Origin of the sequence: Microbacterium koreense (assembly GCF_042677105.1) — a bacterium.
Taxonomy (GTDB): Bacteria; Actinomycetota; Actinomycetes; order Actinomycetales; family Microbacteriaceae; genus Microbacterium; species Microbacterium koreense.
In genome coordinates this window covers 1,108,966-1,135,884 of the sequence record NZ_JBHTIM010000001.1, presented here as the reverse complement: position 1 = coordinate 1,135,884, position 26,919 = coordinate 1,108,966, and the positions used below count along the sequence as shown (strand labels likewise).

Sequence of the window (26,919 nt, the reverse complement as noted above, 5' to 3'; positions counted from 1 at the left end):
TAGGCGCCCGGGTAGCCTCACGTGCACAACTCCACGGATTCCGCGCCTCGACGCGCCAAGAGCCACCGCAGAGCCCCACCGCCCACCGAATCCGTGGAGTCAGGCCGGTGCGACGAAGCGCACGGCGCCCGGGTCGACGGCGAGTTCGACGGGCTGACCGGCGGCGAGTCCGAGTGCGGCATCGGCGGGAAGGTCGACCGCGACGTCAGGATCGGCTGTGCGCACCCGCACCCCGCCCGGGGTCTGCTCGAGGCGTGTGACGCGCGCGAGCCACTCGCCGGGGGCCGGCGCGGCAGGCGCAAGCCGCAGCGCAGCCGTCCACGTCGCATCGACGACCGACCGGATGCGCACGTCGGTCGGACGGAAGACGGCGGCAGCTGCGCCGGCCGGTTCGCCGGCGGCCGGCAGGGTGATTCCGCCGGCGTGCCAAAACCCGTCGGCCACCTTCCCCTCGACGCGGTTGAGCCCTGTGACCGCCGCGACGAATCGCGTTGCAGGCATCGACAGCACGTCACGGACCGCGCCGGTCTGGACCACCCTTCCGTCCTCAATCACCACCAGACCTGAGGCGAGCGCGACCGCGTCGACGGCGTCGTGGGTGGCCACGAGGGCCGTCGTGTGCGTCGCGCGCAACTGGTCATGCACGAGGGCGCGGATCTCGCCGGAGGTCTCGGGGTCGAGTGAGGTCAACGGCTCGTCCAGGAGGACGAGATCGGGAGCGGTGACGAGAGCGCGAGCGAGCGCAACCCGCTGCTGCTGCCCGCCCGACAGTTCCGCCGGGCGCCGCTCACCGAGACCGTCCAGTCCGACGCGCCACAACCAGTCGTCGGCCTCTGCTGCGGCGACGGCCGTCGACGCGCCTTGCACTCGACGACCGAACGCGATGTTCGCGTGCGCGGTCAGGTGCGGGAACAGCCGCGGTTCCTGACCGAGCAACACCACCCGCCGCTGCGCCGGGGTGATATGTACGCGTGGTCGCGGCGCGGAGTCCAGCACACGCTCGCCGAGGACGATGCGGCCCTCGTGCATCCGCTCGAGTCCCGCCACCGCGGCGAGTAGCGTCGACTTGCCGGCGCCGCTCGGGCCCATCAGCGCAACCGTCTCACCCGCCGGTACGGCGACGTCGACGTCGAGACGAAACGCCCCGCGGTCCACGACGACCCGCGCGGCCAGGCCGCGGGGCGTCATCGGGGGGCCTCCGGTCTCCAGGCCCGCACCAGCAGCAGAACCGTGATCGCGGCGACGAGGAGCAGCAACGACAGCGCCACGGCGGTCCCCTGCGCAACTCCCGCGCCGTTGAAGGCGGAGTAGATCGCGAGGGGCATCGTCTGCGTCACACCCGGCGCGTTGCCCGCGAACAGCGCCGTCGCGCCGAACTCTCCGATGGCCCGCGCAAAACAGAGGACGATACCGGCGATGAGCCCCGGCGCGGCCAACGGCAGGGTGACCCTGCGGAGGATCGTCCAGCGTCCTGCACCGAGCGAGGCCGCCGCCTGCTCGAAACCGACGCCGGTGGTGCGCAGCGAAGCCTCGAGCGCGAGCACCAGGAACGGCAGCGCGACGAAGGTCTGCGCGATCACGACGGCGGCGGTCGTGAAGGGCACGCGCACACCCCATTCGGCCAGGACACCCCCAAGCCAGCTGGAGCGCCCGAAGAGGAACAACAGCGCCACGCCGCCCACCATGGGTGGCAAGACGAGCGGGACGGTCACGACCGCCCGGAGGATCGCCGCGCTGCGCCGGCCGGCGCGAGCGATGACGAGTGCCAACGGAACCCCGAGCACGACGCAGCAGACGGTGGCGATGAGTCCGGTCACCAGCGAGAGTCCGAGTGCCGACAACGCCTCCGTCGACGTGATGTCGCTCCACAGCGTCGACCACTCCACTCTCGCGACGAGCGCGCCGAGCGGCAGGACCAGCAGCGCGAGCCCGAGGACGGCCGGGAGCGCGAGCACCCGCGGAACGAACCCTCCGGTCTGCCTGTTCATGGCCCTCCGAATCCCGCGTCGGCGAGCACCTGCTGTCCTTCGTCGCCGAGGACGAAGTCGACGAAGGCGGCGGCGGCCACGGGGTTCCCGGCGTCGTCCATGACGGTGATCGGGTAGCGGTTGACGACGTCGACGGCGCCCTCCGGTTCGATCACGATGATGTCCGGGATGCCTCGCGCATCCGTCGCGTAGACGAGCCCGGCGTCCGCCTCACCTGCGGTGACCTTCGCGAGCACGGCCGTGACGTTCTGCTCCAGGCTGGCGGGGGCCACTTCGACACCGACCGCGTCGAGCAGCGCGGTGGACGCGGCACCGCACGGCACGTCGGGCGCGCACAGGACGACGGTGAGCGCGGGGTCGGCGAGGTCGGCGAGGGAGGTGACGCCGCTCGTCGCCGGGGCGACGAGCACGAGCGTGTTCGATGCGAACAGCTCGGGCGGAGCGCTCATCTCGGCGACGAGCGTCATCGTGCGCTCGTCGGCGCTCGCGAAGACGTCCGCCGGCGCTCCTTCGAGGATCTGCGTGGCGAGGCTGGTCGACCCGTCGGCGACGATCGGGAGCACGTCGATTCCGGGATGCCGTGCCTCGAACCGAAGCGCGAGGTCGTCGAAGACCGAGCGCAACGATGCTGCGGCGTACACGGTGAGAGTGCCGTCGATCCCGTTGCCGTCGGAGCCCGCCTCGGGATCGGTCGCGCAGGCGGCCAAGAGCGCGGCGAGAGCGGCTGCGGCGCCCACGGAGGCGGCGATCCGGCGCACGTCAGACGCCCGGGATCTCGCCGTTGACGGGGGTGGGCTTCACGGTATCGACGCTATCACCGCCGCCTCACACCGCTTCGGGCCGGGGCGGTCCCGACACCGCGCGGCGTACGCTGAAGTCATGCCTCCCGAGCCCCTCGTGGAACCCGTCGACGCGCTCGACGATGACGAACGCACACGCACCTCACGCCACGCGGTCCTGGCCGGGTTCGGCGACGTCGCCCAGCGCCGGCTGGCTGCCGCGCATGTCGCGGTCGTGGGTGCAGGTGGGCTGGGATCGCCGGTGGTCCTCGCCCTCGCGGCAGCGGGAGTGGGAACCCTCACCGTGATCGACGATGACGAGGTCGATCTGTCGAATCTGCAACGTCAGGTACTCCATCGGGTGGAAGATGTCGGCCACCCCAAGGTCGACTCGGCCGTGCGCGTGGCGCGCGATCTGTCGCCGAACACGACAATTCACCCGATGCGCGAGCGACTCACCGAAGACAACGCCACCGACCTGCTCGGTGACGCCGACCTGGTCCTCGACGGCGCCGATACGTTCGAGACCCGTCAGATCGTGGCGGCGGCCTGCGAGGCCCGTGGGATACCACTGGTGTGGGGCGTCGTGCAGGAGTTCCACGCGCAGGTGACGGTCTTCTGGTCGCACCCACCGGCGGGCCTCGCGCCGGTGGGTCTGGACGACCTCTACCCGGCCTCGTCGACCGGCGAAGTGCCGACCTGCGCCCAGGTCGGGGTACTGGGCGCGCTGTGTCTGCAGACCGGAAGCGTCATGGCGACCGAGGCGATCAAGCTCATCACCGGTGTCGGCGACCCGCTCGTCGGGCGTGTGCTGGTGATCGACGCACTGCGGGGCCGGGTCGACGAGGTCGCCCTGCGCGGCTCGCGTGCGTCGGCGTCGACTCCCCCGGCGGATGAACCGCCGCTCGCCGGCATCGCCGTCGGCGATGTGGCGGCCGCGCTCGCTCGGGGAGCCACGCTCATCGATGTGCGCGAGCCGCACGAGACCGCGGCAGGGGTCGTCGAGGGGTCCCGGACGATTCCGCTCGCGTCGTTGTTGGCGGCGCCGGAACGAGCAGGCTCCGGTCCGGTGATCCTGATCTGCCAGCGCGGCCCGCGCGCGGAACGAGCCGCCGGCACCCTGCGATCTCGGGGAGTGGAGGCGTCGGTGATGATCGGCGGCATCGAGGCGTGGACGGGGCCGCTCGTCGAGGAGGTTCCGGCATGAACGACCTCGTCGAGATCGAGGCTCATCTCGCGCGCGTCCTCGCGGCGGTCACCGTCGTTGAGACCGAAACGCTCGCGACCACGGATGCGGCGGGTCGGGTGGCACGCGAGCCGATTCGGGCGGCGGTCGACATTCCCGTGTTCGACAACTCCGCAATGGACGGTTTCGCGGTTCGGTTCGACGATGTGCGCGATGCGTCCGCGGAGCGTCCGTCGCTCCTGCGTGTGGTCGCCGATCTCCCGGCCGGAACCGACCTGGACCCACCGCTGCGACGCGGCGAGGCGGCTCGCATCATGACGGGATCGCCCGTGCCGTCGGAGGCGACGGCGATCGTGCCCTTCGAAGACACCGCCGGAGGGTTGGCTGATTCGCTCGGCGAGATCGCGGTGACCTCGGCGCCCCGGCGTGTCGGCGCCCACATCCGTCGCGGCGGCGAGGATGCCCGTGCCGGGGACACGATCCTGCCCGCGGGCATCCGCATCGGCTCGCTCGCCACGGCCTCCATCGCGGCCGCCGGTGTGGGCGTCGTCGTCGCCAGCAGGCGCCCGCGCATCGCGGTCGTCTCGACGGGCTCTGAACTCGCCCCTCCCGGCACCCCCCTCGAGCGCGGCCAGATCCCCGAGTCGAACAGTGTGCTCCTGGCGCAGCTCGCCCGTGACGCCGGCGCGGAGGTCGTCGTCTCGACGAGCGTGTCCGACGAGGGTGACGGACCCCGGCACGCGGTCGCCGAGGCTCAGCGACGCGGCGCGGACGCCGTCGTCTTCTCGGGTGGGGTCAGTGCGGGCGCCTATGAGGTCGTGAAGAACACGCTCGGTGATGTCATGGCGTTCTCGCGCGTGCGGATGCAGCCGGGCAAACCCCAGGGGTTCGGGCGCACGCCTGACGGAACGCTCCTGTTCGGGTTGCCGGGCAACCCCGTGAGCGCCGCGGTGTCGTTCGAGGTGTTCGTCCGCCCGGCTCTCCTGGCCATGCAAGGGGCCGGCGACCTCGCCCGTCCGGTGATCGGACTCCCGGCCGCGACCGCATGGCGCACCCCTCCCGGCCGCGTGCAGTATCTGCCCGTCACGATCGATCGCTCCGACCCCCGCGCGTGGCGAGCACGTCCCGCAACGTCGGGCGGCTCCCACCTGGCAGGAGGGCTCGGGCGCGCGGAGGCGTATGCGGTCGTTCCCGCCGAGGTCGAGACGGTCTCGGAGGGCGACGTCGTGGATGTCATGCTGATCTCATGAGCTTCACGCACCTGGATGCCGCGGGCCATGCCCGCATGGTCGACGTCACCGAGAAGCAGCCCACCGTTCGATCCGCGACCGCGCGGGGCTTCGTGCGGTGCGCCCCCATGGTTGTGGCCGCGCTCCGTGATGGCTCCGTACCGAAGGGAGACGTGCTCGCCGTCGCCCGCATCGCGGGAATCCAGGCGGCGAAGAAGACCCCCGAGCTGCTCCCCCTCGCGCACGTGATCGGTGTGCACGGCGCCACAGTGGATCTCACCGTCGACGACGACGGTGTGGCCGTCGAGGCCACCGTCCGCACCGCCGATCGCACAGGGGTGGAGATGGAAGCGCTCACCGCCGTGACGGTCGCCGCGCTGACGATCGTCGACATGGTCAAAGCTCTCGACAAGGCGACCGAGATCGATGACGTGCGCATCGTACGCAAGACCGGCGGCAAGAGTGGCGACTGGGCTCGCCCGGGCGAAGCATGACCGGCGGGGCGCCACCTCCGGTTCACACGATCGGTGCCGTCCTGCTCGCGGGCGGACGTGCCAGCCGCATGGACGGCGTCGCCAAGCCGCTCCTCGATGTCGGAGGACGATCGCTGCTCGTGCGGGCTGTCGACGCGGCGGCATCGTGCGGTGCCGACCCGATCACCGTCGTGGGTCCCGAGCTCGACGCCCACCTGCCGGTGACCTGGGTGCGGGAGGACCCACCCTTCGGTGGCCCGGCCGCGGCGATCGTGGCCGCGGTGAACGCTCTTGCGGACGACGCGGAGGCGCCGGAATGGATGCTGGTCCTCGCGTGTGACCTTCCCACCGTCGACGCCGCTGTGCGCGTTCTCGTGAACGGAATCGCCCTGCAGCCCACCGGTGTCGACGGGCTGTGTCTCACCGACGACACCTCACGCCCGCAGTGGCTCATCGGGATCTACCGCACCGCGGCTCTTCGACGTGGCGTGGCCGGCATCCCCGCACAGGGCCGGGACGCCCCGGTTCGCGCTCTCCTCGATGACCTGGCGATCGCGACCATCACGACCGCCGACTCGCTCACACGCGACGTCGATACGTGGGACGATCTCTCCCGAGCCCGTGATCGAGTGATCGAGGAGACGCCATGACCGAGTCCCGCACACTGCCGCCCGAAGCCCTCGACGCCTGGGCGGCCGCGCTGAGGATCCGTTTCGACCTTGCCCCCGAAGACCTCCCCGTCGCTCTCATCCTCGATCTCGCCCGCGACGTGGCCGTCGGTGTCGCACGCCCCGCGGCGCCGTTCAGCGCGTTCGTCGCGGGGCTGGTCGCGGGTCGTGGGGGCGGCACCCCCGATGAGGTCCGCGAGGCCGTTGCGACCATCACCGCGATGGCGAAGGAGTGGGAGGCCTGATGGCCCGGGTACGATACTTCGCCGCCGCGGAGGAGCTCGCCGGTCGGTCCGAAGAGACCCGCGCAGAAGCCACCCTCGGCGACCTGCGCACCGCTCTGGCCGCCGAGCGACCGGGACTCGGTGGCATCCTGCCCCGGTGCGCCGTCCTCGTCGGAGGGTCGCGCGTCGATGACGACACCCCGCTCGATGCGGACGTGCTCGTCGACGTGCTGCCGCCTTTCGCCGGCGGATGACGTGGAGCGCCGTCGGACACGCCGAGCACCGGCGCGCACGCCCGTGCCCGCGTCGGGTCAGCCGCCGATGCCCTTCCAGGCGGTCGTTCCGTCGGCCTCGACCTGACGCTTCCACACCGGCAGCTCGCGCTTGATCGTCTCGATGACGTCACGACAGACGGCGAAGGCCTCGGCCCGGTGGGCCGAGGAGACGGCGATGACGACGGCGAGATCCCCCACCTCCAGGCGCCCGACGCGGTGCGAGACGGCGACGATCGCGTCGCTTCGGCCGATGCAGTCGGTCGCGATGCGGTGGAGGGTCGCCTCGGCGTCGGGGTGCGCGGAGTACTCGAGGGCGACGACGGAGGTCACCGCATCCGGATCGTGGTCGCGTACCCGGCCGATGAAGGTCGCCGTCGCTCCCGCGTCGCTGTCGTCGACGGCGGCGAGGTGCGTAGCCACGTCGAGGGCGGTGTCCGAGACCCGCGCGATGCGCACGGGGGTCATCGGTGGTCCTCGCCGGCGAGTTGACCCACGACATGGCGGGCGACCGAGAGGATGACGGGCATTCCGGATGCCACCGCCCGGGGTGAACCGGGAAGGTTCACGACGAGAGCCTGCCCCGCGATACCGGCGAGACCGCGCGAGAGCATGCCTCCGGGAGTTTCCGCCGCACCGATGCGCCGGAGTTCTTCCGCGATGCCGGGGACTGCGCGGTCGATGACGCGGGCGGTGCCCTCGGGCGTCTCATCCCGCGGCGCGATGCCCGTGCCGCCGGTGGTCACGACGATCGCCGCTCCGGCGGCGAGCGCCTCCTGCAACGCCGCTTCGACGCTGTCTGCCCCGTCGGGGACCACCGTCGCGTCCTCACAGTCGAACCCCGCGTCGCGCAGAGTCGCGACGGCGACCGGGCCTGCGGCATCCGGTCGTACCCCGGCCGCCGATCGATCGGACACCGTGATGACAGCACTGCGCAGCATGATTCCAGCGTAGGCGGTCACGCCGACGGACGGCGGTCGAGGCGCACGATGACCGACTTCGACGTCGGAGTTCCGCTGACATCGGCGACGGAGTCCAGCGGTACCAAGACGTTCGTCTCGGGATAGTACGCGGCGGCGTTGCCGCGTGGGGTCGGGTATGCGACGAGTCGGAAGGCCTCGGCACGGCGCTCTTCGACCCCGCCTGCGGCACCCGTCCACTCGGAGACGAGATCGACGATGTCGCCGTCGGCGAACCCCCGTTCGACGAGGTCGTCCGGATTCACCAGCACGACGCGACGCCCGCCGCGGATGCCGCGATACCGGTCGTCCTTACCGTAGACAGTGGTGTTGTACTGATCGTGCGATCGCAACGTCTGCAACAGCAGTCGCCCGGGCGGGATGGTCGGGTATTCGAGCGCGTTCGCGGTGAAACGGGCGCGCCCGTCTGAGGTCGCGAAGTGGCGCGCATCGCGGGGGCCGTTGGGGAGCACGAGCGTACGCCCCTTGTCGATCCGGCGCTCGTAGTCGTCGAATCCGGGCACGACGCGCGCGATGGACGCGCGGATGCCGCTGTAGTCGTCGGCGAGCGCCGCCCAGTCCGCGCTCGGCGCGTTCGCGCGTTCTTGGTCGAACACCAGCGCGGCGATCCGCGAGACGATCGCGACTTCGCTCGGCAGGTCGTGGGCGGGAGGGGCGAGCCGGCCGCGCGAGGCGTGCACCGCCCCCATGGAGTCTTCGACGGTCACCCGCTGCTCGATGCCTCCGCGTCGATCGCGATCGGTGCGCCCGAGCGTCGGCAGAATGAGCGCTCGCCGCCCGGTCACCACATGTGACCGGTTGAGCTTCGTCGACACGTGGACCGTCAGGTCGACCTGGGACATCGCCCGCTCGACCACCGCGGTGTCGGGGGTCGCGGAGACGAAGTTCCCTCCCATCGCCATGAAGAACCGCACCCGTCCGTCGCGCATCGCGCGAATCGCTGCGACCGTGTCATAGCCGTGGGCACGAGGCGGTTCGAACCCGAACTCGGTACCGAGCGCATCGAGGAACATCTCGGACGGCTTCTCGTAGATCCCCATCGTGCGGTCGCCCTGAACGTTGGAGTGGCCGCGCACCGGGCACACTCCGGCGCCGGGTCGCCCGATGTCGCCGCGGAGCAGCAGAGCATTGACCACGTCGCGCAGGGTCGCGACCGAGTGCTTGTGCTGGGTGAGCCCCATCGCCCAGCACACGGTCGTCGCCGTCGATGCGCGCACGGCCTCTCCGAGGCGGCGAAGTCGGTCTTCGGCGATGCCCGTCGCGGCGACGAGATCGCTCCAGGCCACGGCGTCCATCTGCGCCCGGTAGGCGTCGAACCCGCTCGTGTGCTCGTCGATGAAGGCACGATCGAGCGCGTCGTGTTCGATGAGGTGTTTGCCGATCGCTTGGAAGAGCGCTTGGTCACCGCCGATGCGGATCTGCACGAACTCGTCGGCGAGCGTGGTACCGCCGAGCATCACGCCGCGAACGGTCTGCGGGTTCTCGAACCGCACCAGCCCCGCTTCGGGCAGCGGATTCACCGCGATGATGGTCGCCCCGCGCTGCTTCGCCTTCTCGAGGGCCGACAGCATGCGGGGATGGTTCGTTCCCGGATTCTGACCGGCGACGATGAGCAGGTCGGCATCGTGGATGTCGTCGATGGTGACCGTGCCCTTGCCGATCCCGATCGTCTCGGTCAGCGCCGATCCCGAGGACTCATGACACATGTTCGAGCAGTCCGGGAGGTTGTTCGTCCCCACTCCGCGCACGAGCAGCTGGTAGAGGAACGCCGCTTCGTTCGAGGTGCGCCCCGAGGTGTAGAACACCGTCTCGTCGGCGGGCGCTGCGCGCAAGGCCTCGGCTATCAGCGCATATGCGGCGTCCCACGTGATCGGTCGATAATGCGTGGCGCCTTCGTCGAGGACCATCGGATGCGTGAGCCGCCCCTGCTGCCCGAGCCACCAGTCATCGTGCCCGGCGAGGTCTTCGATCGAGTGCTCTGCGAAGAACTCAGGTCCCACGCGTCGCAGCGTCGCCTCTTCGGCGACGGCCTTCGCACCGTTCTCGCAGAATTCTGCGACGTGGCGTCGATCCTCTTCTGGCCACGCGCATCCAGGGCAGTCGAAGCCGTCCTTCTGATTGACGCGTGTGAGCGAGCGGATACTGCGGACGACCCCCATCTGCTCGACGGCGATCTTCAGCGCGTGGGCGACCGCGGGCACCCCGACGGCGACGTCGGCCGGAGGCGCGACGCTCACGCGGGATTCATCGATGTCGGATGCGGGGGGCCTCTTCGCCATCTTCCCAGGCTAGATCGTCGCGTCGCCCGGCGGTCGGGTCGCTACGGCGTTGCCCCTGCGGCCGCGGTGGCTTCCACTTCCGCCTCCGCCGTCGCCGTGATCCGCTCGGCCATGCCGCGGAAGATGAACCCGTGGAAGGGAAGCACCGCGAACCAGTACAGCCGGCCGGCGAGGCCCCGGGGAAAGAACACCGCGCGCTGTTCATACCGCGAACCTTCCGCATCCGGTTCGACGCGCAGCTCGAGCCACGCCAATCCAGGCACCTTCATTTCTGCACGTAGCCGTAGCAATCGGCCTCGGTCGAGCTCTTCGACGCGCCAGAAGTCAAGGGCGTCGCCCACGGTCAGCCGGGCACGGCTCCGCCGTCCGCGGGCCAACCCGATGCCGCCGACCAGGCGGTCCATCCAGCCACGAACCGCCCACAGCACGGGAGAGGAGTACCACCCGTTCTCACCGCCGATGCCTTCGACCACCGACCAGAGAGCCTCGGGCGATGCGGTGGTCGTCACGGACCTTTCGTCGGTGAAGACGATCTCTCCCGCCCACTCGGGGTCGCTGGGCAGCGGATCGCTGGGGACACCGAGGACTTCGGCGTCGCGCCAGCTCGTCTCGATGGTGTCCTCCTGCTCCCGACCGAGCGCGAGCCTGACAGCGGAGAGGTACGGCATGAGACCGTCGGCGGGCTGCGGCACGAGGTCGTCGATCGCGTGCTCTTTCACGACGCATTCGTTCTGCAGGGACTCCACGAGCGGCCGCGCGACGGCCGCGGGGATCGGTGTGACGAGATTGACCCAGTGCGAGGCCAAGCGCGGCGTCAGCACCGGCAACGAAGCGATCGCGCGCTGGCGGAGCCCCGCGACCACGGCGTATCCGTTCATCATCTGCCCGTACCGCAGGACATCAGGGCCACCGACGTCGACCGCGCGATTGGTCTCCGCGGGCACGCGCGCCGCTCCGAGCAGGTAGTGGAGAACGTCGCGGACGGCGATCGGCTGGATTCTGTTGCGCACCCACCGCGGAGCGGGCATATACGGCAGCACGTCGGTCAGGTGGCGGATCATCTCGAACGATGCCGACCCCGACCCGATGACGACCCCCGCCTGCAGCACGAGAGTCGGAACCTCCGAGCGCAGGAACACCTCCCCCACCTCGACGCGCGACCGCAGGTGCGGCGAGAGATCGGCGTCTTCGGGGTGGAGTCCGCCGAGGTAGATGATCCGCCCGACGTGTGCGGCCTCGGCGGCGCGGGCGACGTTGCCGGCCGCCGCCCGGTCGGCGGCCTCGAAGTCACGCCCCGCCCCCATGGAATGGATGAGGTAGTAGAGAACATCGACGTCGTCGGATGCGGTGCCCACCGCATCCGCGTCGGTGGCGTCGCCGGTGACAACCTCGACGGCATCGCCCCAGCCGAACGTCGCGACCCTCTCGGGGTTGCGGACGAGAACCCGCACCCGATACCCGGCGGCAAGCAGGCGAGGCACGAGGCGTCCGCCGATGTAGCCGGTGGCCCCCAGCACCAGAGCGCGGGGAGCGTCGCCGTCGGCGCGCGGTGCTGCCGTGAGCTCGGGTTCACGGCCGGTCGGAGCGGTGAGATCTTCCATCACCGCAACGCTAGGTGTCTTCGACGCGGCCGAGCGAGGGGTTGACGGCAGAGGGCCGACCGTGCAGGCGTCGGGTCAGCGTCGGCCGATACCGAAGACTCCGCGGATCACTCCGGTCAGCAGCGCCTCGGTCGAGCGCGAACTGAGGATCTGCTCCAGTCCCGCGGCAGGGGTGCTGCGCGTGCGGGTCGTACCGCCGGTCTTCTTGAGGAGGCGCTCGTACTCCTTCTGCGCCTTCTTCTCGGCATCGGCCTGCGCCTTGTCGATCGCCGCCCGCTGTTTGGCGAGTTCGGCGTCGATCCTCGCCTGCTCGGCGGCGGCTTCGGCGGCGCGCGCGGCTTCGTCGGCCGCCGTCATCTTGGCTGTGAGGATCTCGCGCGCCGACTCCCGGTCGATCGGTGTCCCGTATGTCGCCAGCAGCGGCGAGGCGGCGACAGCGCGCTCGATGTCGGCCTCCGGCGTCGGCGACATCAGGCCCTGCGGCGCGCGCAGACGCGTCCAGGCGACGGGGGTCGGCGCGCCTTTTTCACTCATCACGGTGACGATCGCCTCACCGGTGCCGAGTTCCTGCAACGTGCGCTCGAGGTCGTACCCCGACGTCGGGTACGTGCTCACCGTCGCCCGGAGGGCCTTGGCGTCATCCGGCGTGAAGGCACGCAACGCGTGCTGGACACGCGATCCGAGCTGGCCGAGGACCTCGGAGGGCACGTCCTTCGGGGTCTGAGTCACGAAGAACACCCCGACACCCTTCGAGCGGATGAGCCTCACGGTCTGGACGATCGACGCGAGGAAGTCCTTCGAGGCGTCGCGGAACAGCAGGTGAGCCTCGTCGAAGAAGAAGACGAGTTTCGGTTTGTCGGGGTCGCCGACCTCGGGAAGGATCTCGAACAGTTCGGCGAGAAGATACATCAAGAAGGTCGAGAAGAGGGCCGGTTTGTCGATGACACCCGGCACTTCCAGCAGACTGATGATGCCGCGTCCGTCGGGGGCGACGCGCAGGAAATCGCGCACGTCGAACTCAGGTTCGCCGAAGAACACGTCGGCACCGTCGTCGGCGAAGCGGATGAGCTCGCGCAGGATCACGCCCGCGGTCGACGCGGACAATCCGCCGAGCTGTGTCAGTTCCGCCTTGCCCTCGTCGCTGATCAGGTAGGTCAGCACTGCGCGCAGGTCCGCCAGGTCGACGAGCGCAAGACCGTTGGCGTCGGCATAGTGGAAGACGAGGGCCAGGCTCGACTCCTGCGTTTGGTTGAGCCCCAGCACCTTGCCGAGCAGCAACGGACCGAACCCGCTGACGGTGGCTCGTACCGGGACCCCTGCGCCGACGCCGCCGAGCGCGAAGTACTCGGTGACGGATGCCGCCGGCTTCCACTCCTGGCCGATCGCCCGCGTACGGGCGAGGAGCTTCTCGCTCGGCTCGCCCGGTGTCGCGACGCCGGAGAGGTCGCCCTTGATGTCGGCGGCGAAGACCGGCACGCCCTGGGCTGCCAGTTGTTCGGCGAGCCCCTGGAGGGTGCGGGTCTTGCCGGTTCCGGTGGCGCCCGCGACCAGGCCGTGGCGGTTCATCATCGCCAGCGGAATGCGGATCTGCGCCTGAGGCACCGCCTCGGTGTTCACCAACGCGCCCAGGTCGAGCGTGGGCACGTCGAATGTGTATCCCGAGACGATCGCGGCGACGTCATCCGCGCCGAGGGGTTCCTCGTGGACGATCGCGGCCTTCTCAGGGGTGGCGGCAGGGGTCTCGGGGTCGGCCGCTGCCGCGACGACAGCCTGTGCCGGGCCCGTGGCATCGTGCGGCGTCGCGGTTTCCGGTGCGGGCATCCCCGCTCGTGCTTTCGCGGCATCCGCTTCGGCGGCGGCGAGCGCCGCGCGGGCCTTCGCCGCCTTCGCTTCCGCCTCGGCGGCGGCGGCTTCCGCCCGCAGGCGGGCGAGTTCTGCGTCGGCGGATGCGTGATCCTCGTCGGTCATGCGGTCAGCCTAGCGATCGCCGTCGGCTGCGTGGCCGCGCGGCGACACCCGGCGTTCCCGCTCCAGCGGGCGAACGAACACCGCCGCGACGACGAGCGCCGCACCGACTCCGACCAGCGCGCCGCCGAGCGTGTCGCTCAGCCAATGCGCATGGAGATACGTCCGGCTGAACGCCATGAGGAACACCCAGGCGGCACCGACGACGATCATCCCGACCCGTGGCACCAGCACGAACAGCGCGGTGGCCAAGGTTGCCGCGCCCGCCACATGCCCCGACGGGAATGAACCGTAATCCGACAGGATCGCGATCTCTTCGGGCCGCGCCCGCCCGAACGTGTGCTTGAGGATCTGCACGACGCCCGCCGACACGGCCTGGGCCGCGATGTAATAGGCGGCCGACCAGGGTTTGCGAAGGAGGATGAGGATGATCGCACCACCGATGGGGACGACGAGAACGGCGAACCATCCTCCACCGAGGAAGTTCATCGCCAGCGAGATCGCCTGCAGCGCAGGAAACCATGCATCGACGAGAAGCGAGTTCCACCACACGTCGATCGCGAACGGCTGATCACCCCGCACGAACAGCCACAGTCCGAGTCCCGCCGCGAGGAGCAGGAGAACTCCCCCGGTGACGACCAGAGGAACGACCCGCAGCGCTGCGGCATCCGCCTTCTTCGGTGTGTCGCTCATCGTCCCATTGTGCCCAGTCACGCGGCTGCCCAACGACCGCGCGCTGCGGCGAACGCCGACGCGATCAGGGCGCCAGTCGCTCCACGGTGCGAGGCCGAACGAGGATCCACAGGGCGAGGATGCCGATCACCGCGCATCCGACCATCACCGCCGCCATCGTGGTCGCGGTGATGCCCGACCCGACCGAGAGCCAGCCGACGAGCGGCGAGATGATCCCGGCGACGCCGAAGTTGGCCGCGCCGAGGATCGACTGTGCGGTTCCCGCCGCCTTGCCGTGCCGGTCCAGCGCGAGCACCTGCACGCACGGCATCGTGAAACCGCATGCGGTCATGAAGACGAACAAGGGCGCGACGACACCCCATAACCCGAATCCGAGCATGTCGAACACGATGATCGTGGCGCCTGAGACCAGGAGCACCGCGGTCGAGTATGCGAGCACCCACTGCGGACCGAAACGGGCAGCGAGTCGGGCCGCAACCTGCACCCCCAACACCACGCCGAGCGAGTTGGCAGCGAACAGCAGGCCGTACTGCTGAGCATCGAACCCGTACGTCAACTGGAAGAGGAACGACGACGCCGACAGGTACGAGAACAGCCCGCTGAAGGTCATCCCCCCGATGACCAGCACGCCGAGGAACACGCGGTCGGTGAGAACACTGCGGTAGCGCTGCCAAACGGTGGTACTCCCCTTCTCACCGCGACGCGCCGGCGGCAAGGTCTCGGGGATGTACACGGATGCCGCGATGAGCATCACGACGCCGTAGACAGCGAGAACGACGAAGATGCCGCGCCACGGCATCACCAGCAAGAGAGCCGATCCGACGAGCGGGGCCAGGACGGGAGCGACCCCGGTGACGAGTGCGAGGCGCGACAGCATCACGACGAGCCGGCGCCCACCGAAGAGGTCTCGGACGACCGCCGCGGCGACGACGCCACCCGCAGCCGCTCCGGCTCCCTGCAAGACGCGCGCGGCGGAGAGCAGTTCGAGAGTCGGAGCGAGGGCGGCGGCGACACTGGCGAACACGTGGATGGCGGTGACGGTCAGCAGCGGCCTCCGTCGGCCGACCTTGTCGCTGAGGGGACCGACGATCAGCTGCCCGAGGGCGAACCCGATCATGGTCCCCGTGAGGGTGAGCTGGATGGCCGCCGCCGAGGTCTGGAAGTCGGCCTCGAGCACCGGGAACGCAGGCAGGTAGAGGTCGATCGTGAAAGGACCGAGCGCCGTCAGCGCCCCGAGCAGGATGATGTAGAGCACCCTGCGCCGGGTCGGAATCGCGTCGCCGGGGTGAAGGACGATCGGCGCGGTGGCCGGATTGGACCCGAGCGTGCGGATTGCGCCGGTTGTGGTGCGGTGCGCGGATGTGGAGGACGTGGCGACGGGAACAGAGGCGGTATCGAGCAAGGAATCTTCGTTTCGAGGCGGGGCGGCGCGCGGCGTCGGCGGAGGAAACGGACGAGGCGACAGGGTCGAATCGATTCGACCTTTCGATGCTATCGGACACCGTCACCGGGGCGGGCGGTAGCCTGGTCGCGTGACCGACCCGACGGACGCCCCCACTCCCCGACGACCGATCATCGTCACGGTGGCGATCGTATTGATCTATCTGACCGCGCTCTCCAGCGTGGCAACCGGGATCATCGTGTTGCTCAGCCGATACCAGGTCCCCGACGACGACGTCCTTTCGGTATCCCTCGTGGGTGCCGCCACGATTCTGTTGGGTCTTCTGACGATCGCGTTGGCCTCGGGACTCTCGCGCGGCAGCCGATTCGCTCGCCTCCTCGTGACGATCTATCTCGTGATCGACGTCGTCCTGCACGTACTCGCGATCGCCACCTCCGAAGCCTGGGACTGGTCGCCGCTCGTCCAGGCGATCCTCAACAGCGCGATCGTCGTCGTCCTCTGGGCGCCACCGGGCTCGCGATGGTTCACCGCGACGCAGCCCGTCGTCGTCACCGCGTGAGCGCGGGAGCCTCCAAGGACTTCGCGACATAGCGACGGTGCACGAACCGCACGACCTCGATGCCGCCGATTGCGAGGATCACGATCCCGGTCAACAGCCACGCGACGTCCTCGCCCGGGTCGACGAGTTGGAAGAACTCCGTTGCCAACGGAATCGTGAACACCAGGACGAGCCCGATGAACATCGCGCCGATCACGAGCACCTTGAACCGCGTCACAGGCCGCGACAGCACCGTCAACACCCAGATGCCGACGATCGCGAGAATGATCGTCGCCCCCGTGCGCAGCTCGTCTTCGTGGGCCCCGAGCGCCATGGCGCCGCGGGTGTACAGCGTCAGCGATATCGCGATGATGATGCCCGATGGGATCGCGAAGCTCAGCGAGCGGCGCAAGAACCCCGGCACGTACCGTTGCGTGTTCGGCATGAGGGCGAGGAAGAACGCGGGGATGCCGATGGTCAGTCCGTCGGTGATCGAGAGCTGTCGCGGGAGGAAGGGGAACTCCATCACCAGAAGCCCGAAGAGAATCGCCAGTCCCGTCGCGTAAACGGTCTTGGTCAGGAACAGCATCGAGACCCGCTCGATGTTCGCGATGACCTGCCTTCCCTCGGCGACGACGTCGGGGAGGTGCGAGAACTTCCCGTCGAGCAGAACGAGTCTCGCGACTGCCTTCGTCGCAGGCGAACCCGAGTTCATCGCGATTCCGATATCGGCCGTCTTGATCGCGAGGGCGTCGTTGACTCCGTCGCCGGTCATCGCGACGGTGTGCCCCCGCGCCTGCAGAGCCGTGACCATCCCCTTCTTCTGTTCGGGCGTGACGCGCCCGAACACCTGGTGCTCTTCGAGCGCGCGGCCGAGTTCGGCCTCGTCGGTGGGCAGGTGACGCGCGTCGTACCCCTCGGCGACCTCGAGCCCTACCTCGCGGGCGATCGCGGCCACCGTGCTCGGGTTGTCGCCCGAGATGATCCGCACGCCGACGCCCTGCCGGTGGAAGTAGTCGAGCGTCTGGCGCGCGTCGGGGCGCACCTGCTCGCGGAAGGTGAGAACGACCGCGGGCGTGACCTTCTCGGGCAGCAGCTCGTCCTCGACCTGCCCGGCTGTGAGCGCTGCCGGCGAATACCCGAGCACGAGCGTGCGCCGCCCGCTCGCCGCCAGCTGCGTGACCGTGCGTCCGAGCGCGGTGTCCTGGGTCGTCGCGGCATCCCCGAAGACCATCTCGGGAGCACCGAGCACCCACGTCCCGGCCGGCGACGGCAACGACACCGCGCTCCACTTGCGCTTGGAGGAGAACGGGATGTCGGCCACCGCCTGCACGGGCACTTCGAGCGGATACGGCTCGCGCAAGCAACGGGCCGTCGCGTTCGCATCCGGCGCAGCGCCGTACCAGGCGAGGACACTCTCCCATCCCTGCGGCGCATCGAGGGGATGCACGGCATCGAATGCGATGTCACCCATCGTCAGCGTTCCCGTCTTGTCGAGACAGACGACGTCGACTCGGGCGAGACCTTCCACTGCGGGGAGTTCGTTGACGAGCACCTGCTTTCCGGCGAGCTTCGCCGCACCGACGGCGAACGCGATACTCGTCATCAGCACGAGCCCCAGGGGGATCATCGCGGTGAGCGATGCGATGGTGTTGACGACCGCCTGCACCCACGTGCCCGACTGGATCGCCGTGGCCCAGCCTCCGGCGACCATCATCTGCGCGTTGAGGACGAGAAGCCCGATCGGTCCGATCCCCCACCCGACCCACGTCAACACGCGATTGATCGATGTGCGCAGCTCGCTGGACACCAGCGAGAAGCGCTTCGCCTCGCCTGCGAACCGATTGGCGTACGAGTCCGCCCCGACCCGGGACACCCGTGCGTCGCCTTCTCCGGCGACGACGATCGAGCCGGACAGCACCTCATCGCCCGGACGCTTGTCCACCGCATCCGATTCTCCGGTCAGCATCGACTCATCGACCTGCAGACCCCGCGAATCAAGGATCTCGGCGTCCGCCGGGATCTGGTCGCCCGCGCGTAGCACGAGCACGTCGTCGAGGACGACGTCGCTCGGCGGAACCTCTGCCTCTTCGGCATCACGCCGTACCCGTGCGGGAGCCGTGTTGAGCAGGGCCAACCTGTCCAGTGCGATCTTCGCGCGGAACTCCTGCCAACTTCCGATGATCGAATTGGCGAAGGCCGCGAGGCCGAAGATCGCGTCCTGCCACCGTCCCAGCACGAGCAGGACGAAGAAGCACGCGAAGACGATCCCGTTGAACAACGTGAAGACGTTCGCGCGGATGATGGTCCACACGCTGCGACTGGCATCTGCGGTGAACGCGTTGGTGCGGCCTTCGGCGACACGTTCGGTGACTTGCTCGGTCGTCAATCCGGGGGCGCCCATGGAGCCACCCTAGTGAAAGCGGACGCGTGGAAGCGGGACGACCGGCCCCCGGAGGTCGTCCCGCTTCGCCCCGCTGGAGTCAACCCTTGGTCGACCCCGCAAGCAGTCCCCGAACGAAGTAACGCTGCAACGCGAAGAACACGATGAGCGGCACGATGATCGACACGAACGCGCCGGCGGGAAGCAGGTGCGTGTTTCGCCCGAAGTTTCCGACCATCTCCGCCAGTCGCTGGGTCAGCGGCGCCACATCCGCCGTGCCTCCCGAGAACACCAGCGCGACCAGCAGGTCGTTCCACACCCACAAGAACTGGAAGATCAGCATGCTCGCCAGCGCCGGGACCGACAACGGCAAGATGATGCGGAAGAAGATCTGGGTGTGGTTGGCCCCATCCACCCGCGCCGCCTCGAGCACATCGGCCGGGATCTGCGAGATGAAGTTGTGTAGCAAGAACACCATGAGCGGCAAACCGAAGATGGTGTGGGCGACCCACACCGCGGGGAACGTTCCGCTGATGCCCAGGACCTGATTGAAGATCTGCAGGAGCGGGATGAGCGCCATCTGCAACGGCACGATCTGCAGCGCGAAGATCGCGATGAAGATCCACCCGGCCCCCCGGAACGGAATCCACGCGAGCGCGTACGCCGCCATGCTGCCCAGGACGATCGGGAAAATGGCCGCGGGGATGGCGATGATGAACGAGTTGACGAAGTACGATCCGAGGTTCGCGCTCGATGCTCCCGTGGAGAACAGCACCTCCTGGTAGTTCTCGAGGCTGAACGACGGGTTCGTGAAGATCGTCCACCATCCGGTCGAGCGGATGTCGTCCGCGGGACGGAACGAGTTGACGAACAGCCCGAACGTCGGAATCGTCCACACGACGGCGATCAGGATCGCGATTGCCGTCGCCCATCGGGAGGTCAGGCGCTTCTTGACGCGGCTCGACTTCGTGCCGCGCATCGCCTCTTGATAGGCGTCTTGGTCTTTGTCGACGGGAAGGTCGACCGGTGCGATGCTCATCAGCGCACCTCCTTCTGCTTGCGCATGACTCTCACGTTGTAGATCACGATCGGCAGCACCATGATGAACAGGATCACGGCGAGCGCCGAGCCCTGGCCGAACTCACCGCGGTTGAACGCCTGCGTGTACATCTCGTTCGCGATGACGCTCGTGTTGAAGTTGCCGCCGGTCATCGCCCGCACGATGTCGAAGACCTTCAGCGTCGCGATCGTGATGGTCGTCACGACGACGACGAGAGTCGGGCGGATCTCGGGGATCGTCACGTTCGTGAACTGCTGCCATGCGTTGGCGCCGTCGAGTTTGGCCGCCTCGATCCGCTCGACGGGAACCGCCTTGATCGCCGCCGACAGCAGGATCATCGAGAAACCGGTCTGGATCCAGATCATGACGATGATGAGGAAGACGTTGTTCCATGGCGAGTTGATGAGCCATTGCTGCGGCTCACCGCCGAACCACACGACGACTTGATTCAGGATGCCGATCTGGTCGAACCCTTCCGCGCGGTACTCGTAGACGAATCGCCAGATGACACCGGCGCCGACGAACGAAATCGCCATCGGCAGGAACACCAGCGACTTCAGCACCTTCTCACCGCGAGACTTGTCGATGAAGACGGCGTAGGCGAGGCCGACGATGGTCGAGACGGTGGGAACGAGCACAACCCACAACAGGGTGTTCCCGAGGACGATCAGAGTGCCCGGCTGTGTGAACGTCCAGACGAAATTGTCGATGCCGACCCACTCACCGCGCCGGTCGGTGAAGGCGAGGTAGCCGGTGCGGATGGCGGGGTACACAAGCCCGACGAGCAGCAGGATGACCGCCGGCGCGAGGAAGGCGATCAGTTGGACGACGTCGCGCCCCTTCTTCGGCGCCTTGTCGGCCAGAAAAAGCACGAGGCCGACGACGGCGGCGAAAGCCACGAGACCGACGACCAGAACGACGGCCTTGTCACCGAAGGACCCCCAGAAGTCATCTCTCACCGGTCAGCCCTCTCTCGCGAATGATTGTTGCGAACACGAATCCCCCCATTGAGATAGTCGCGGATGCGAGTCGGGATCGCCCGGTGCCCACCACCCCGGGAGGTGGCGGACACCGGGCGCTCTATCACGGCCAGGTGCTGTCGATGAACGAGAGCAGCTCGTCGGTATTGACGGTGCCGACGACCCAGTCGTTCATGCCGGTCCAGAACGAACTGGTACCGACCGCGGCGGGCATCAGGTCCGAACCGTCGAAGCGGAAGACGGTGTCCTCGCCCTGGAGGATCTCGATGGCCGCGCGTCCCAGATCACTCTGGGCGTTGGCCGGGTCGAGACCCTTGTTCGCGCTGATCACTCCGCCGAGCGAGACACGGGCGTTCGCCCAGGTGTCGCTGGAGAGGTACTGCTGGACGGCGTCTGCCGCCGGGGAGTCGACGAACTTGGCGACGAACTCGCCGCCACCGGTGACCGCGTCGCCGGAGTTCGGGTCGACCTTCGGCGTCAGGAACGCCCAGATGTCGCCGTCCGGCGCCACGACGGTGCCCTCGGGCCACTGCGCCTCGTAGAAGGACGCCTGGTGGTGCATCGAGCAGTTGCCATCGAGGATGGGCAGACCGCCGTCGTTGAACGTCGTCGAGACGATCGACTCGACGCCACCGAATCCGCCGTTGACGTAGTCGGGGTTGAGGAGGATCTTCTCGACCTCTTCGAACGCTTCGCGGATCTGAGGGTCGGAGAACTCGACCTCTCCGGTCACCCACTGGTCGTAGACATCCGGGCCTGCCGTTCGCAACACCAGGTCCTCGACCCAGTCGGTGCCCGGCCAGCCGGTTGCATCACCGGAACCGAATCCGACGCACCACGGACGATACGTCGCCGAGTCGTCCTCGGCGAGCGTGGCCGTGAGTTCGAGCAGGTCGTCCCACGTCTCGGGAACGTCGACGCCACGCGCCTCGAAGTCAGCGGGTGAGTACCACACCCACCCCTTGACACTGGCCATCAGCGGCGCGGCGACGAAGGTCTCGTCGATGGTTCCGTACCCCTTCCACGACTCGGACCAGAACTCGTCGACGTTGGCTTCGACATCCGCAGATGCCGGGATGACGTATCCGTCGTCGTACAGACGGTTCAGCAGACCGGGCTGCGGGATGATCATGAGTTCGGGGGCGTCGCCGGCCGCCGCGCGGACGTTGATCTGCGTCTCGGCCTCCTGCGTTCCCACGACGTCGACGAAGATGCCCGTGCAGGCCTCGAAGTCGTAGAACGTCTCGACCATCTGGTCGAGTTCGACGCCCTGAATGGTGGTGTACAACTCGACGCTCTCGCCGTCGAAGGTGCCGTACTGCTCGTACTCGGTGCAGTCGACGTCAGAGGCGTCTCCGCCACCGCCCCCGCTGTCACCGCCACCGCCGGTACAACCGGCGAGGGCAAGCCCGGCGACCCCGATGGCCGCAAGCGAGACAACGAACTTGCCTCGGCGCATGCTCTTCATGTGATCCTCCTCTTCGAGTGATGCAAGGACAGTTCTGGACCGGCATGTGGTCGATCCGCAACCGCTTCCAGTAAAAGGTATGTGATCCGTACCGGTTGCACAATGATGACGAACTGACGGCGTGAACCTGACGAATCGGCAAGACCTCTGCGCCTGGAACCGGTTACATTCCGCGGGATGATGAGGGTATGGTCGACGTGTTCGAGGAGGAACTCCATGGTGCGGATCGCCGACGTCGCCGAACTCGCGGGCGTGTCGAAAGCGACGGCGAGCCGAGCCCTCAGCGGTCGCGATCACGTCGCCGAAGCCACGAGGAAGCGTGTCGTCGAGGCAGCGGAGTCGCTCCAATACGCGCCGTCGACGGCAGCTGTCGGGCTGGCGACCGGGCGAACGCGGCGGATCGGTGTGCTCATGCCGACCGTGAGCCGATGGTTCTTCTCGCAAGTGCTCGAAGGCGTGCAGGCGGCGCTCGTCAAGCACGGCCTCGATCTGATGCTCTATTGCGCGCTGCCCGGCACGCCGGCGCGCGAACGTATCTTCCGCGACTTCATGCGTCGAAAACGGATGGACGGCCTCATCGCCATCGGCATCGAGTCGTCCGACCCCGAATGGGAGCGCCTGCGGCAGATCGATGCACCGATCGTGGGGGTGGTCGGGACCACCCCCGGTTCAAGCCTCGTCGCCATCGATGACACCCATGCGGCAATGCGTGCCACCGAACACCTTCTGGCCCTCGGGCACCGAGAGGTCGTGTTCCTCGGAGGCGAGGCGCGCGATCCCGGCGCCGCGAACGTGCACCGCGACCGCTTCACGGGCTACACCCGTGCAATGACCGCAGCGGGGCTGGGCGCTTCTGTGCGTCACGTCCCCGCGCCCTCGACGGTGCCCGGTGGGTACGCGGCTGCCGTGGACGCCCTCGGTTCGCAGGATCGCCCGACCGGCATCGTCGGGGTCTGCGATGAGGTCGCGATCGGAGCGATCATCGCCGCCCGACGGCTCGGACTTCTCGTACCCGGCCATGTCAGCGTGACCGGCATAGACGACCACGAGTATGCCGAGATGTTCTCGCTGACCACCCTTTCGCAGAAGCCTCGCGCCCAGGGGCGCGCGGCCGTCGATCTGCTTCTGGCACGCATAGAGGACCCCTCCCTCGCTCCCTCGACGACCTCTCTCAAGGCTCGACTCATCGTGCGCAGCTCCACCCTCGCGCTCGACGCCTCCGTCGCAGCGCCCGGCACCCGGGACGGGTCACATGGGCCGTGACCTCGAGCCGGGCCGCGTCACGGCGCGGGTCGACCGCGCGCTCAGCGAATGGATCGAGCCGGCGGTCACGGCACGCAGCGTCGACATGACGACGTGGATCCTGGCGCTGCCCGGCGAACCCGTCCCGTTCGCCGACCTCCCCGATACGGGGTATCGACGGCTGATCCCGGGCGATCGGTGGGGTCCCCCGTGGTCGACGGCCTGGATCCGCGTGACGGGACGGGTCCCACACGATTGGCCGCGCGGCCAGGTCGAAGCCCATATCGATCTGGGTTTCGACGGCGCGTGGCCGGGCTTTCAGGCCGAAGGACTCGCGTACGCCACCGACGGGCGGATCTTGAAGGGCCTCGAGCCGCGCAACACGCACGTACGGCTGGACGCGCGGCCCGGCGACGAAATCGCGTTCTTCGTCGAGGCAGCCGCCAACCCCGACATCCTCCGAAAGGAGACCTTCTCCCCGACCCCGCTCGGCCACCGCTCCACCGCCGGCGACGTGCCGCTTTACACCTTCGGCGGTGCGAGGCTGGTGCATCCCGATCAGATCGCACAGGAACTCCTCGACGATGTGCGGATGCTGCGCGACCTGGTCGAGATCCTGCCCGCTGATCGGCCTCGTTCAATCCGTGTTCGAGCGGCCCTCTACGACATGCTCACGGTCCTCGACCCGCACGACGTCGCCGGAACGGCCGCGGAGGCTCGGAGCACTCTCGCGGATGCGCTCGCGCAGCCGTCTGCGGCATCCGCCCATCGCGTTGCCGCTGTCGGGCACGCACACATCGACTCCGCGTGGCTGTGGCCTCTGCGCGAAACCGTCCGCAAGTGTGCCCGCACGTTCGCGAACGTGCTCGATCTCATGGACGAGGACCCCGACCTCGTCTTCGCCTGCTCGTCGGCCCAGCAGTACGACTGGATCCAGGAGCACTATCCCGACCTGTTCCGACGTATCGCCGAGCGCGTGGCGGATGGGCGATGGGTGGTCACCGGCGGCATGTGGGTCGAATCCGACACCATGATGCCGGGCGGCGAGGCGCTTGCACGTCAGTTCATCGAAGGAGGCGCGTACTTCCGGCGGGAGTTCGGCATCGCCTGTGACGGCGTCTGGCTTCCGGACTCCTTCGGATACTCCGCTGGGATGCCGCAGATCGCCGTGGGGGCGGGCGCGCGCTGGTTCCTCACCCAGAAGTTGTCGTGGAACGACACCAACCGCATGCCCCATCACACCTTCTGGTGGCGGGGGCTCGACGGCACACGGATCTTCACGCACTTCCCGCCGTCGGACACGTATTCGGCACAGGTCACACCTCGCGAACTCGACCTCGCCGAGCGGCAGTTCACCGAGCACGCGGATGCCACGTCGTCCCTGATGTTGTTCGGTCACGGCGACGGAGGTGGCGGCCCCACACGCCGGATGCTCGCCGCGGCCCGCCGAGCCGCAGACCTCGAGGGTCTCCCCCGCGTGCAGATCGTGTCACCTGATGTGTTCTTCGCCCGGGCCGAGGCCCAGCAGCCCGACGCCTCGGTGTGGAGCGGTGAAATCCCGCTCGAACTGCACCGCGGCACGCTGACGTCGCAGGCGCGGACGAAAGCGGCAAACCGCCGCAATGAGCGGCTCCTGCATGAGGCGGAACTGTGGGCGACGACCGCGAGTGTGCGCGCCGGCGCGGCGTACCCTTCGGCTGCGCTCCGCGGCGCGTGGCGGACCGTGTTGCTCCTGCAATTCCACGACATCCTGCCCGGCTCGTCGATCGCGTGGGTGCACGAGGAGGCCGAGCGTCTGCACGCTGAGGTCTCGGCGTCCCTCACCGCGATCATCGACGATGCGTTGCGCGCGATCGTCGGAGACGGGGACCTCGAGCTCGCCGCGAACGCGGGCGCCTTCGCGCAAGACGGTGTCGACCCGGGAGCGGTGGCCGCTCCCGTCGCGGCGATACGCGCGAACGCCGAGGCAGTCGACGGATGTCATGTGCTCGAAGATCATCTCGCCCGGGTTGTGATCGACTCCGCGGGCGACGTGCGCTCGTTCACGGATAGACGCACCGGGCGCGAGCTCGTGACAGTCGGTGGTCGGTGGGGCGATCTGCGCCTGCACCCGGATCACCCCGCGCGATGGGACGCGTGGGACATCGAACGTCCCTACGCCGATGTGACGCTCCGTCCCGACGGCGGCGCGCAGATCTCGGTCGACGACGGGATCGTACGGGTGAGGCGGCGGGCGGGCGCCTCGACGTTCACGCAGGAATGGTGGCTCACGGCGGGCCGGCTTGAGACCACGCTCGTGGTCGATTGGCGCGAGCGTGACCGGCTGCTCAAGATCGGCTTTCCTCTCGCGGTGCACGCGGATACCTTCACCACCGAGACACAGTTCGGACACGTGGCGCGGCCCGTCCATCGCAACACCTCGTGGGATGAGGCGCGATTCGAGGTCTGTCAGCATCGGTGGATGCACATCGGAGAACCGGGCTTCGGCGTCGCCATCGCGAACGACACCGCCTACGGCGTGGCCGTCACCGCAGACGAGGGCGTCGACGTGGGGATCAGCGTGCTGCGGGGAACGTCGTTCCCCGATCCCGCGGCCGATCTCGGCCAACATCGCTTCCGGTTCTCGATCGCCGCGACGAGCGACGTGACGGATGCGGTGCGCCTCGGACGAACACTCGACGCCCCTCCCACGGCGGTGCGCGGAGGCGCGACGGTGGAGCCGCTCGTACGGGTCGAAGCGTCGACCATGGTGCTGGAGACGCTCAAGCTCACCGAAGACGGCAGCGGTGATGTGATCATCCGTTTGTCCGAGACGCGCGGTGACATCGCAAGAGCCGTCGTGCACACCGACTTCGGTTGGCGAGAAGCGGTGGTCACCGACCTCCATGAGATCGACGCGACCGAAGACTCGCCGCTCCGGCGGGGCGTGAACGTCACGGCCGATCCCTCCGCCAGGACGATAGCGGTCACCGACCGACCCTTCGGGCTGATCACGCTCCGCCTCCGCCGCTGACCGTGCCGCTCGCGGGCACAGCACAACGGGTCCCGGATGCACGTGGCATCCGGGACCCGTTGTCTGCTGCGCAGGTCTTACTTGAGGGTGACCGTGGCGCCGGCCTCTTCGAGCGAAGCCTTGGCCTTGTCGGCGGTCTCCTTGTTGGCGCCCTCGAGGACAGCCTTGGGAGCACCGTCGACGACGGCCTTCGCGTCGCCGAGACCGAGCGAGGTCAGCTCGCGGACGACCTTGATGACCTGGATCTTCTTGTCACCGGCAGCCTCGAGGATGACGTCGAACGAGTCCTTCTCCTCTTCGGCGGCGGCCTCACCGGCACCACCGGCGGGCGCGCCCGCAGCGGCGACCGCGACGGGGGCGGCAGCGGTGACGTCGAAGGTCTCCTCGAACGCCTTGACGAACTCCGAGAGCTCGATGAGCGTGAGCTCCTTGAACGCGTCGAGCAGCTCCTCAGTGCTGAGCTTTGCCATGATGTTTCTCCTTATGTGGGGTTCTT

The 26,919-nt window shown here is 68.6% G+C and carries 24 protein-coding genes; 9 read left to right on the top strand and 15 right to left on the bottom strand.

Annotation, left to right across the window (positions count from 1 at the left end; genetic code table 11):
* Window positions 1–99: 99 nt before the first annotated feature.
* From ACFQZV_RS05270 to modA, 3 genes are read right to left on the bottom strand one after another with little or no spacing between them, the layout of a single operon-like run.
* The gene (locus tag ACFQZV_RS05270) at window positions 100–1,188 is read right to left on the bottom strand and encodes a sulfate/molybdate ABC transporter ATP-binding protein (protein WP_378751100.1); all 1,089 of its coding nucleotides are present in this window, start codon (window positions 1,186–1,188) and stop codon (window positions 100–102) included.
* On the bottom strand, window positions 1,185–1,988 hold the full coding sequence (locus tag ACFQZV_RS05265) for an ABC transporter permease (RefSeq protein ID WP_378751102.1): 804 nt from the start codon (window positions 1,986–1,988) through the stop codon (window positions 1,185–1,187). Before ACFQZV_RS05265 ends, ACFQZV_RS05270 begins: the two co-directional genes overlap by 4 nt.
* Complete coding sequence (modA, locus tag ACFQZV_RS05260) at window positions 1,985–2,746, bottom strand: molybdate ABC transporter substrate-binding protein (RefSeq protein WP_378751104.1); 762 nt, start codon at window positions 2,744–2,746, stop codon at window positions 1,985–1,987. Before modA ends, ACFQZV_RS05265 begins: the two co-directional genes overlap by 4 nt.
* A gap of 121 nt (window positions 2,747–2,867) precedes the next feature.
* Here modA and ACFQZV_RS05255 point away from each other — a divergent pair, with 121 nt between their 5' ends.
* Genes ACFQZV_RS05255 through ACFQZV_RS05230 form a run of 6 tightly spaced genes read left to right on the top strand, consistent with a single transcriptional unit; the run spans window position 2,868 to window position 6,801 of the window.
* Window positions 2,868–3,974 (top strand): ThiF family adenylyltransferase, encoded by a 1,107-nt coding sequence (locus tag ACFQZV_RS05255; protein WP_378751106.1) that lies wholly within the window; start codon window positions 2,868–2,870, stop codon window positions 3,972–3,974.
* Window positions 3,971–5,203, top strand: coding sequence for a molybdopterin molybdotransferase MoeA (locus tag ACFQZV_RS05250; RefSeq protein WP_378751108.1), 1,233 nt, complete (start codon window positions 3,971–3,973; stop codon window positions 5,201–5,203). Before ACFQZV_RS05255 ends, ACFQZV_RS05250 begins: the two co-directional genes overlap by 4 nt.
* Entirely contained in the window at window positions 5,200–5,676 is a 477-nt protein-coding gene (gene moaC / locus ACFQZV_RS05245) for a cyclic pyranopterin monophosphate synthase MoaC (protein ID WP_378751110.1), read from the top strand. The genes ACFQZV_RS05250 and moaC overlap by 4 nt, the downstream gene beginning before the upstream one ends.
* Entirely contained in the window at window positions 5,673–6,305 is a 633-nt protein-coding gene (gene mobA / locus ACFQZV_RS05240) for a molybdenum cofactor guanylyltransferase (protein ID WP_378751112.1), read from the top strand. The genes moaC and mobA overlap by 4 nt, the downstream gene beginning before the upstream one ends.
* Complete coding sequence (locus tag ACFQZV_RS05235) at window positions 6,302–6,568, top strand: DUF6457 domain-containing protein (protein WP_378751114.1); 267 nt, start codon at window positions 6,302–6,304, stop codon at window positions 6,566–6,568. The genes mobA and ACFQZV_RS05235 overlap by 4 nt, the downstream gene beginning before the upstream one ends.
* Entirely contained in the window at window positions 6,568–6,801 is a 234-nt protein-coding gene (locus ACFQZV_RS05230; protein WP_378751116.1) for a MoaD/ThiS family protein, read from the top strand. Before ACFQZV_RS05235 ends, ACFQZV_RS05230 begins: the two co-directional genes overlap by 1 nt.
* 57 nt (window positions 6,802–6,858) lie before the next feature.
* Here the strand turns inward: ACFQZV_RS05230 and ACFQZV_RS05225 are convergent, their stop codons facing one another.
* From ACFQZV_RS05225 to ACFQZV_RS05195, 7 genes are all read right to left on the bottom strand, one after another.
* Window positions 6,859–7,287: a molybdenum cofactor biosynthesis protein MoaE gene (locus ACFQZV_RS05225; protein ID WP_378751118.1), complete on the bottom strand. Its 429-nt coding sequence runs from the start codon at window positions 7,285–7,287 to the stop codon at window positions 6,859–6,861.
* Window positions 7,284–7,760 (bottom strand): MogA/MoaB family molybdenum cofactor biosynthesis protein, encoded by a 477-nt coding sequence (locus ACFQZV_RS05220; RefSeq protein WP_378751120.1) that lies wholly within the window; start codon window positions 7,758–7,760, stop codon window positions 7,284–7,286. Before ACFQZV_RS05220 ends, ACFQZV_RS05225 begins: the two co-directional genes overlap by 4 nt.
* Window positions 7,761–7,777: 17 nt before the next feature.
* Window positions 7,778–10,078: an FdhF/YdeP family oxidoreductase gene (locus ACFQZV_RS05215; protein ID WP_378751122.1), complete on the bottom strand. Its 2,301-nt coding sequence runs from the start codon at window positions 10,076–10,078 to the stop codon at window positions 7,778–7,780.
* Between the two features lie 41 nt (window positions 10,079–10,119).
* Complete coding sequence (locus tag ACFQZV_RS05210; protein ID WP_378751124.1) at window positions 10,120–11,679, bottom strand: SDR family oxidoreductase; 1,560 nt, start codon at window positions 11,677–11,679, stop codon at window positions 10,120–10,122.
* Window positions 11,680–11,754: 75 nt separating this feature from the next.
* On the bottom strand, window positions 11,755–13,647 hold the full coding sequence (locus tag ACFQZV_RS05205) for a helicase HerA-like domain-containing protein (RefSeq protein WP_378751126.1): 1,893 nt from the start codon (window positions 13,645–13,647) through the stop codon (window positions 11,755–11,757).
* Between the two features lie 9 nt (window positions 13,648–13,656).
* A complete protein-coding gene (locus ACFQZV_RS05200; RefSeq protein ID WP_378751128.1) occupies window positions 13,657–14,337 on the bottom strand; it encodes a phosphatase PAP2 family protein in 681 nt (226 codons plus the stop codon).
* A gap of 64 nt (window positions 14,338–14,401) precedes the next feature.
* The gene (locus tag ACFQZV_RS05195; RefSeq protein WP_378751130.1) at window positions 14,402–15,739 is read right to left on the bottom strand and encodes a multidrug effflux MFS transporter; all 1,338 of its coding nucleotides are present in this window, start codon (window positions 15,737–15,739) and stop codon (window positions 14,402–14,404) included.
* A gap of 130 nt (window positions 15,740–15,869) precedes the next feature.
* Between ACFQZV_RS05195 and ACFQZV_RS05190 the strand changes: the two genes are divergently transcribed.
* Complete coding sequence (locus ACFQZV_RS05190; protein ID WP_378751132.1) at window positions 15,870–16,298, top strand: hypothetical protein; 429 nt, start codon at window positions 15,870–15,872, stop codon at window positions 16,296–16,298.
* Here ACFQZV_RS05190 and ACFQZV_RS05185 read toward each other — a convergent pair.
* From ACFQZV_RS05185 to ACFQZV_RS05170, 4 genes are all read right to left on the bottom strand, one after another.
* Entirely contained in the window at window positions 16,288–18,681 is a 2,394-nt protein-coding gene (locus tag ACFQZV_RS05185) for an HAD-IC family P-type ATPase (RefSeq protein WP_378751134.1), read from the bottom strand. The two genes, ACFQZV_RS05190 and ACFQZV_RS05185, sit on opposite strands and share 11 nt — an antisense overlap.
* A gap of 79 nt (window positions 18,682–18,760) precedes the next feature.
* Window positions 18,761–19,699, bottom strand: coding sequence for a carbohydrate ABC transporter permease (locus ACFQZV_RS05180; RefSeq protein ID WP_378751136.1), 939 nt, complete (start codon window positions 19,697–19,699; stop codon window positions 18,761–18,763).
* Entirely contained in the window at window positions 19,699–20,679 is a 981-nt protein-coding gene (locus ACFQZV_RS05175; protein ID WP_378751138.1) for a carbohydrate ABC transporter permease, read from the bottom strand. The genes ACFQZV_RS05180 and ACFQZV_RS05175 overlap by 1 nt, the downstream gene beginning before the upstream one ends.
* A gap of 124 nt (window positions 20,680–20,803) precedes the next feature.
* A complete protein-coding gene (locus tag ACFQZV_RS05170) occupies window positions 20,804–22,168 on the bottom strand; it encodes an ABC transporter substrate-binding protein (protein WP_378751140.1) in 1,365 nt (454 codons plus the stop codon).
* Between the two features lie 216 nt (window positions 22,169–22,384).
* On the opposite strand from ACFQZV_RS05170, the gene ACFQZV_RS05165 reads away from it, so the two are divergent.
* Window positions 22,385–23,431, top strand: coding sequence for a LacI family DNA-binding transcriptional regulator (locus tag ACFQZV_RS05165; protein ID WP_378751142.1), 1,047 nt, complete (start codon window positions 22,385–22,387; stop codon window positions 23,429–23,431).
* Entirely contained in the window at window positions 23,421–26,423 is a 3,003-nt protein-coding gene (locus ACFQZV_RS05160) for an alpha-mannosidase (RefSeq protein ID WP_378751144.1), read from the top strand. Before ACFQZV_RS05165 ends, ACFQZV_RS05160 begins: the two co-directional genes overlap by 11 nt.
* Window positions 26,424–26,500: 77 nt before the next feature.
* Here the strand turns inward: ACFQZV_RS05160 and rplL are convergent, their stop codons facing one another.
* A complete protein-coding gene (rplL, locus tag ACFQZV_RS05155) occupies window positions 26,501–26,893 on the bottom strand; it encodes a 50S ribosomal protein L7/L12 (protein WP_378751146.1) in 393 nt (130 codons plus the stop codon).
* Between the last annotated feature and the right edge of the window lie 26 nt (window positions 26,894–26,919).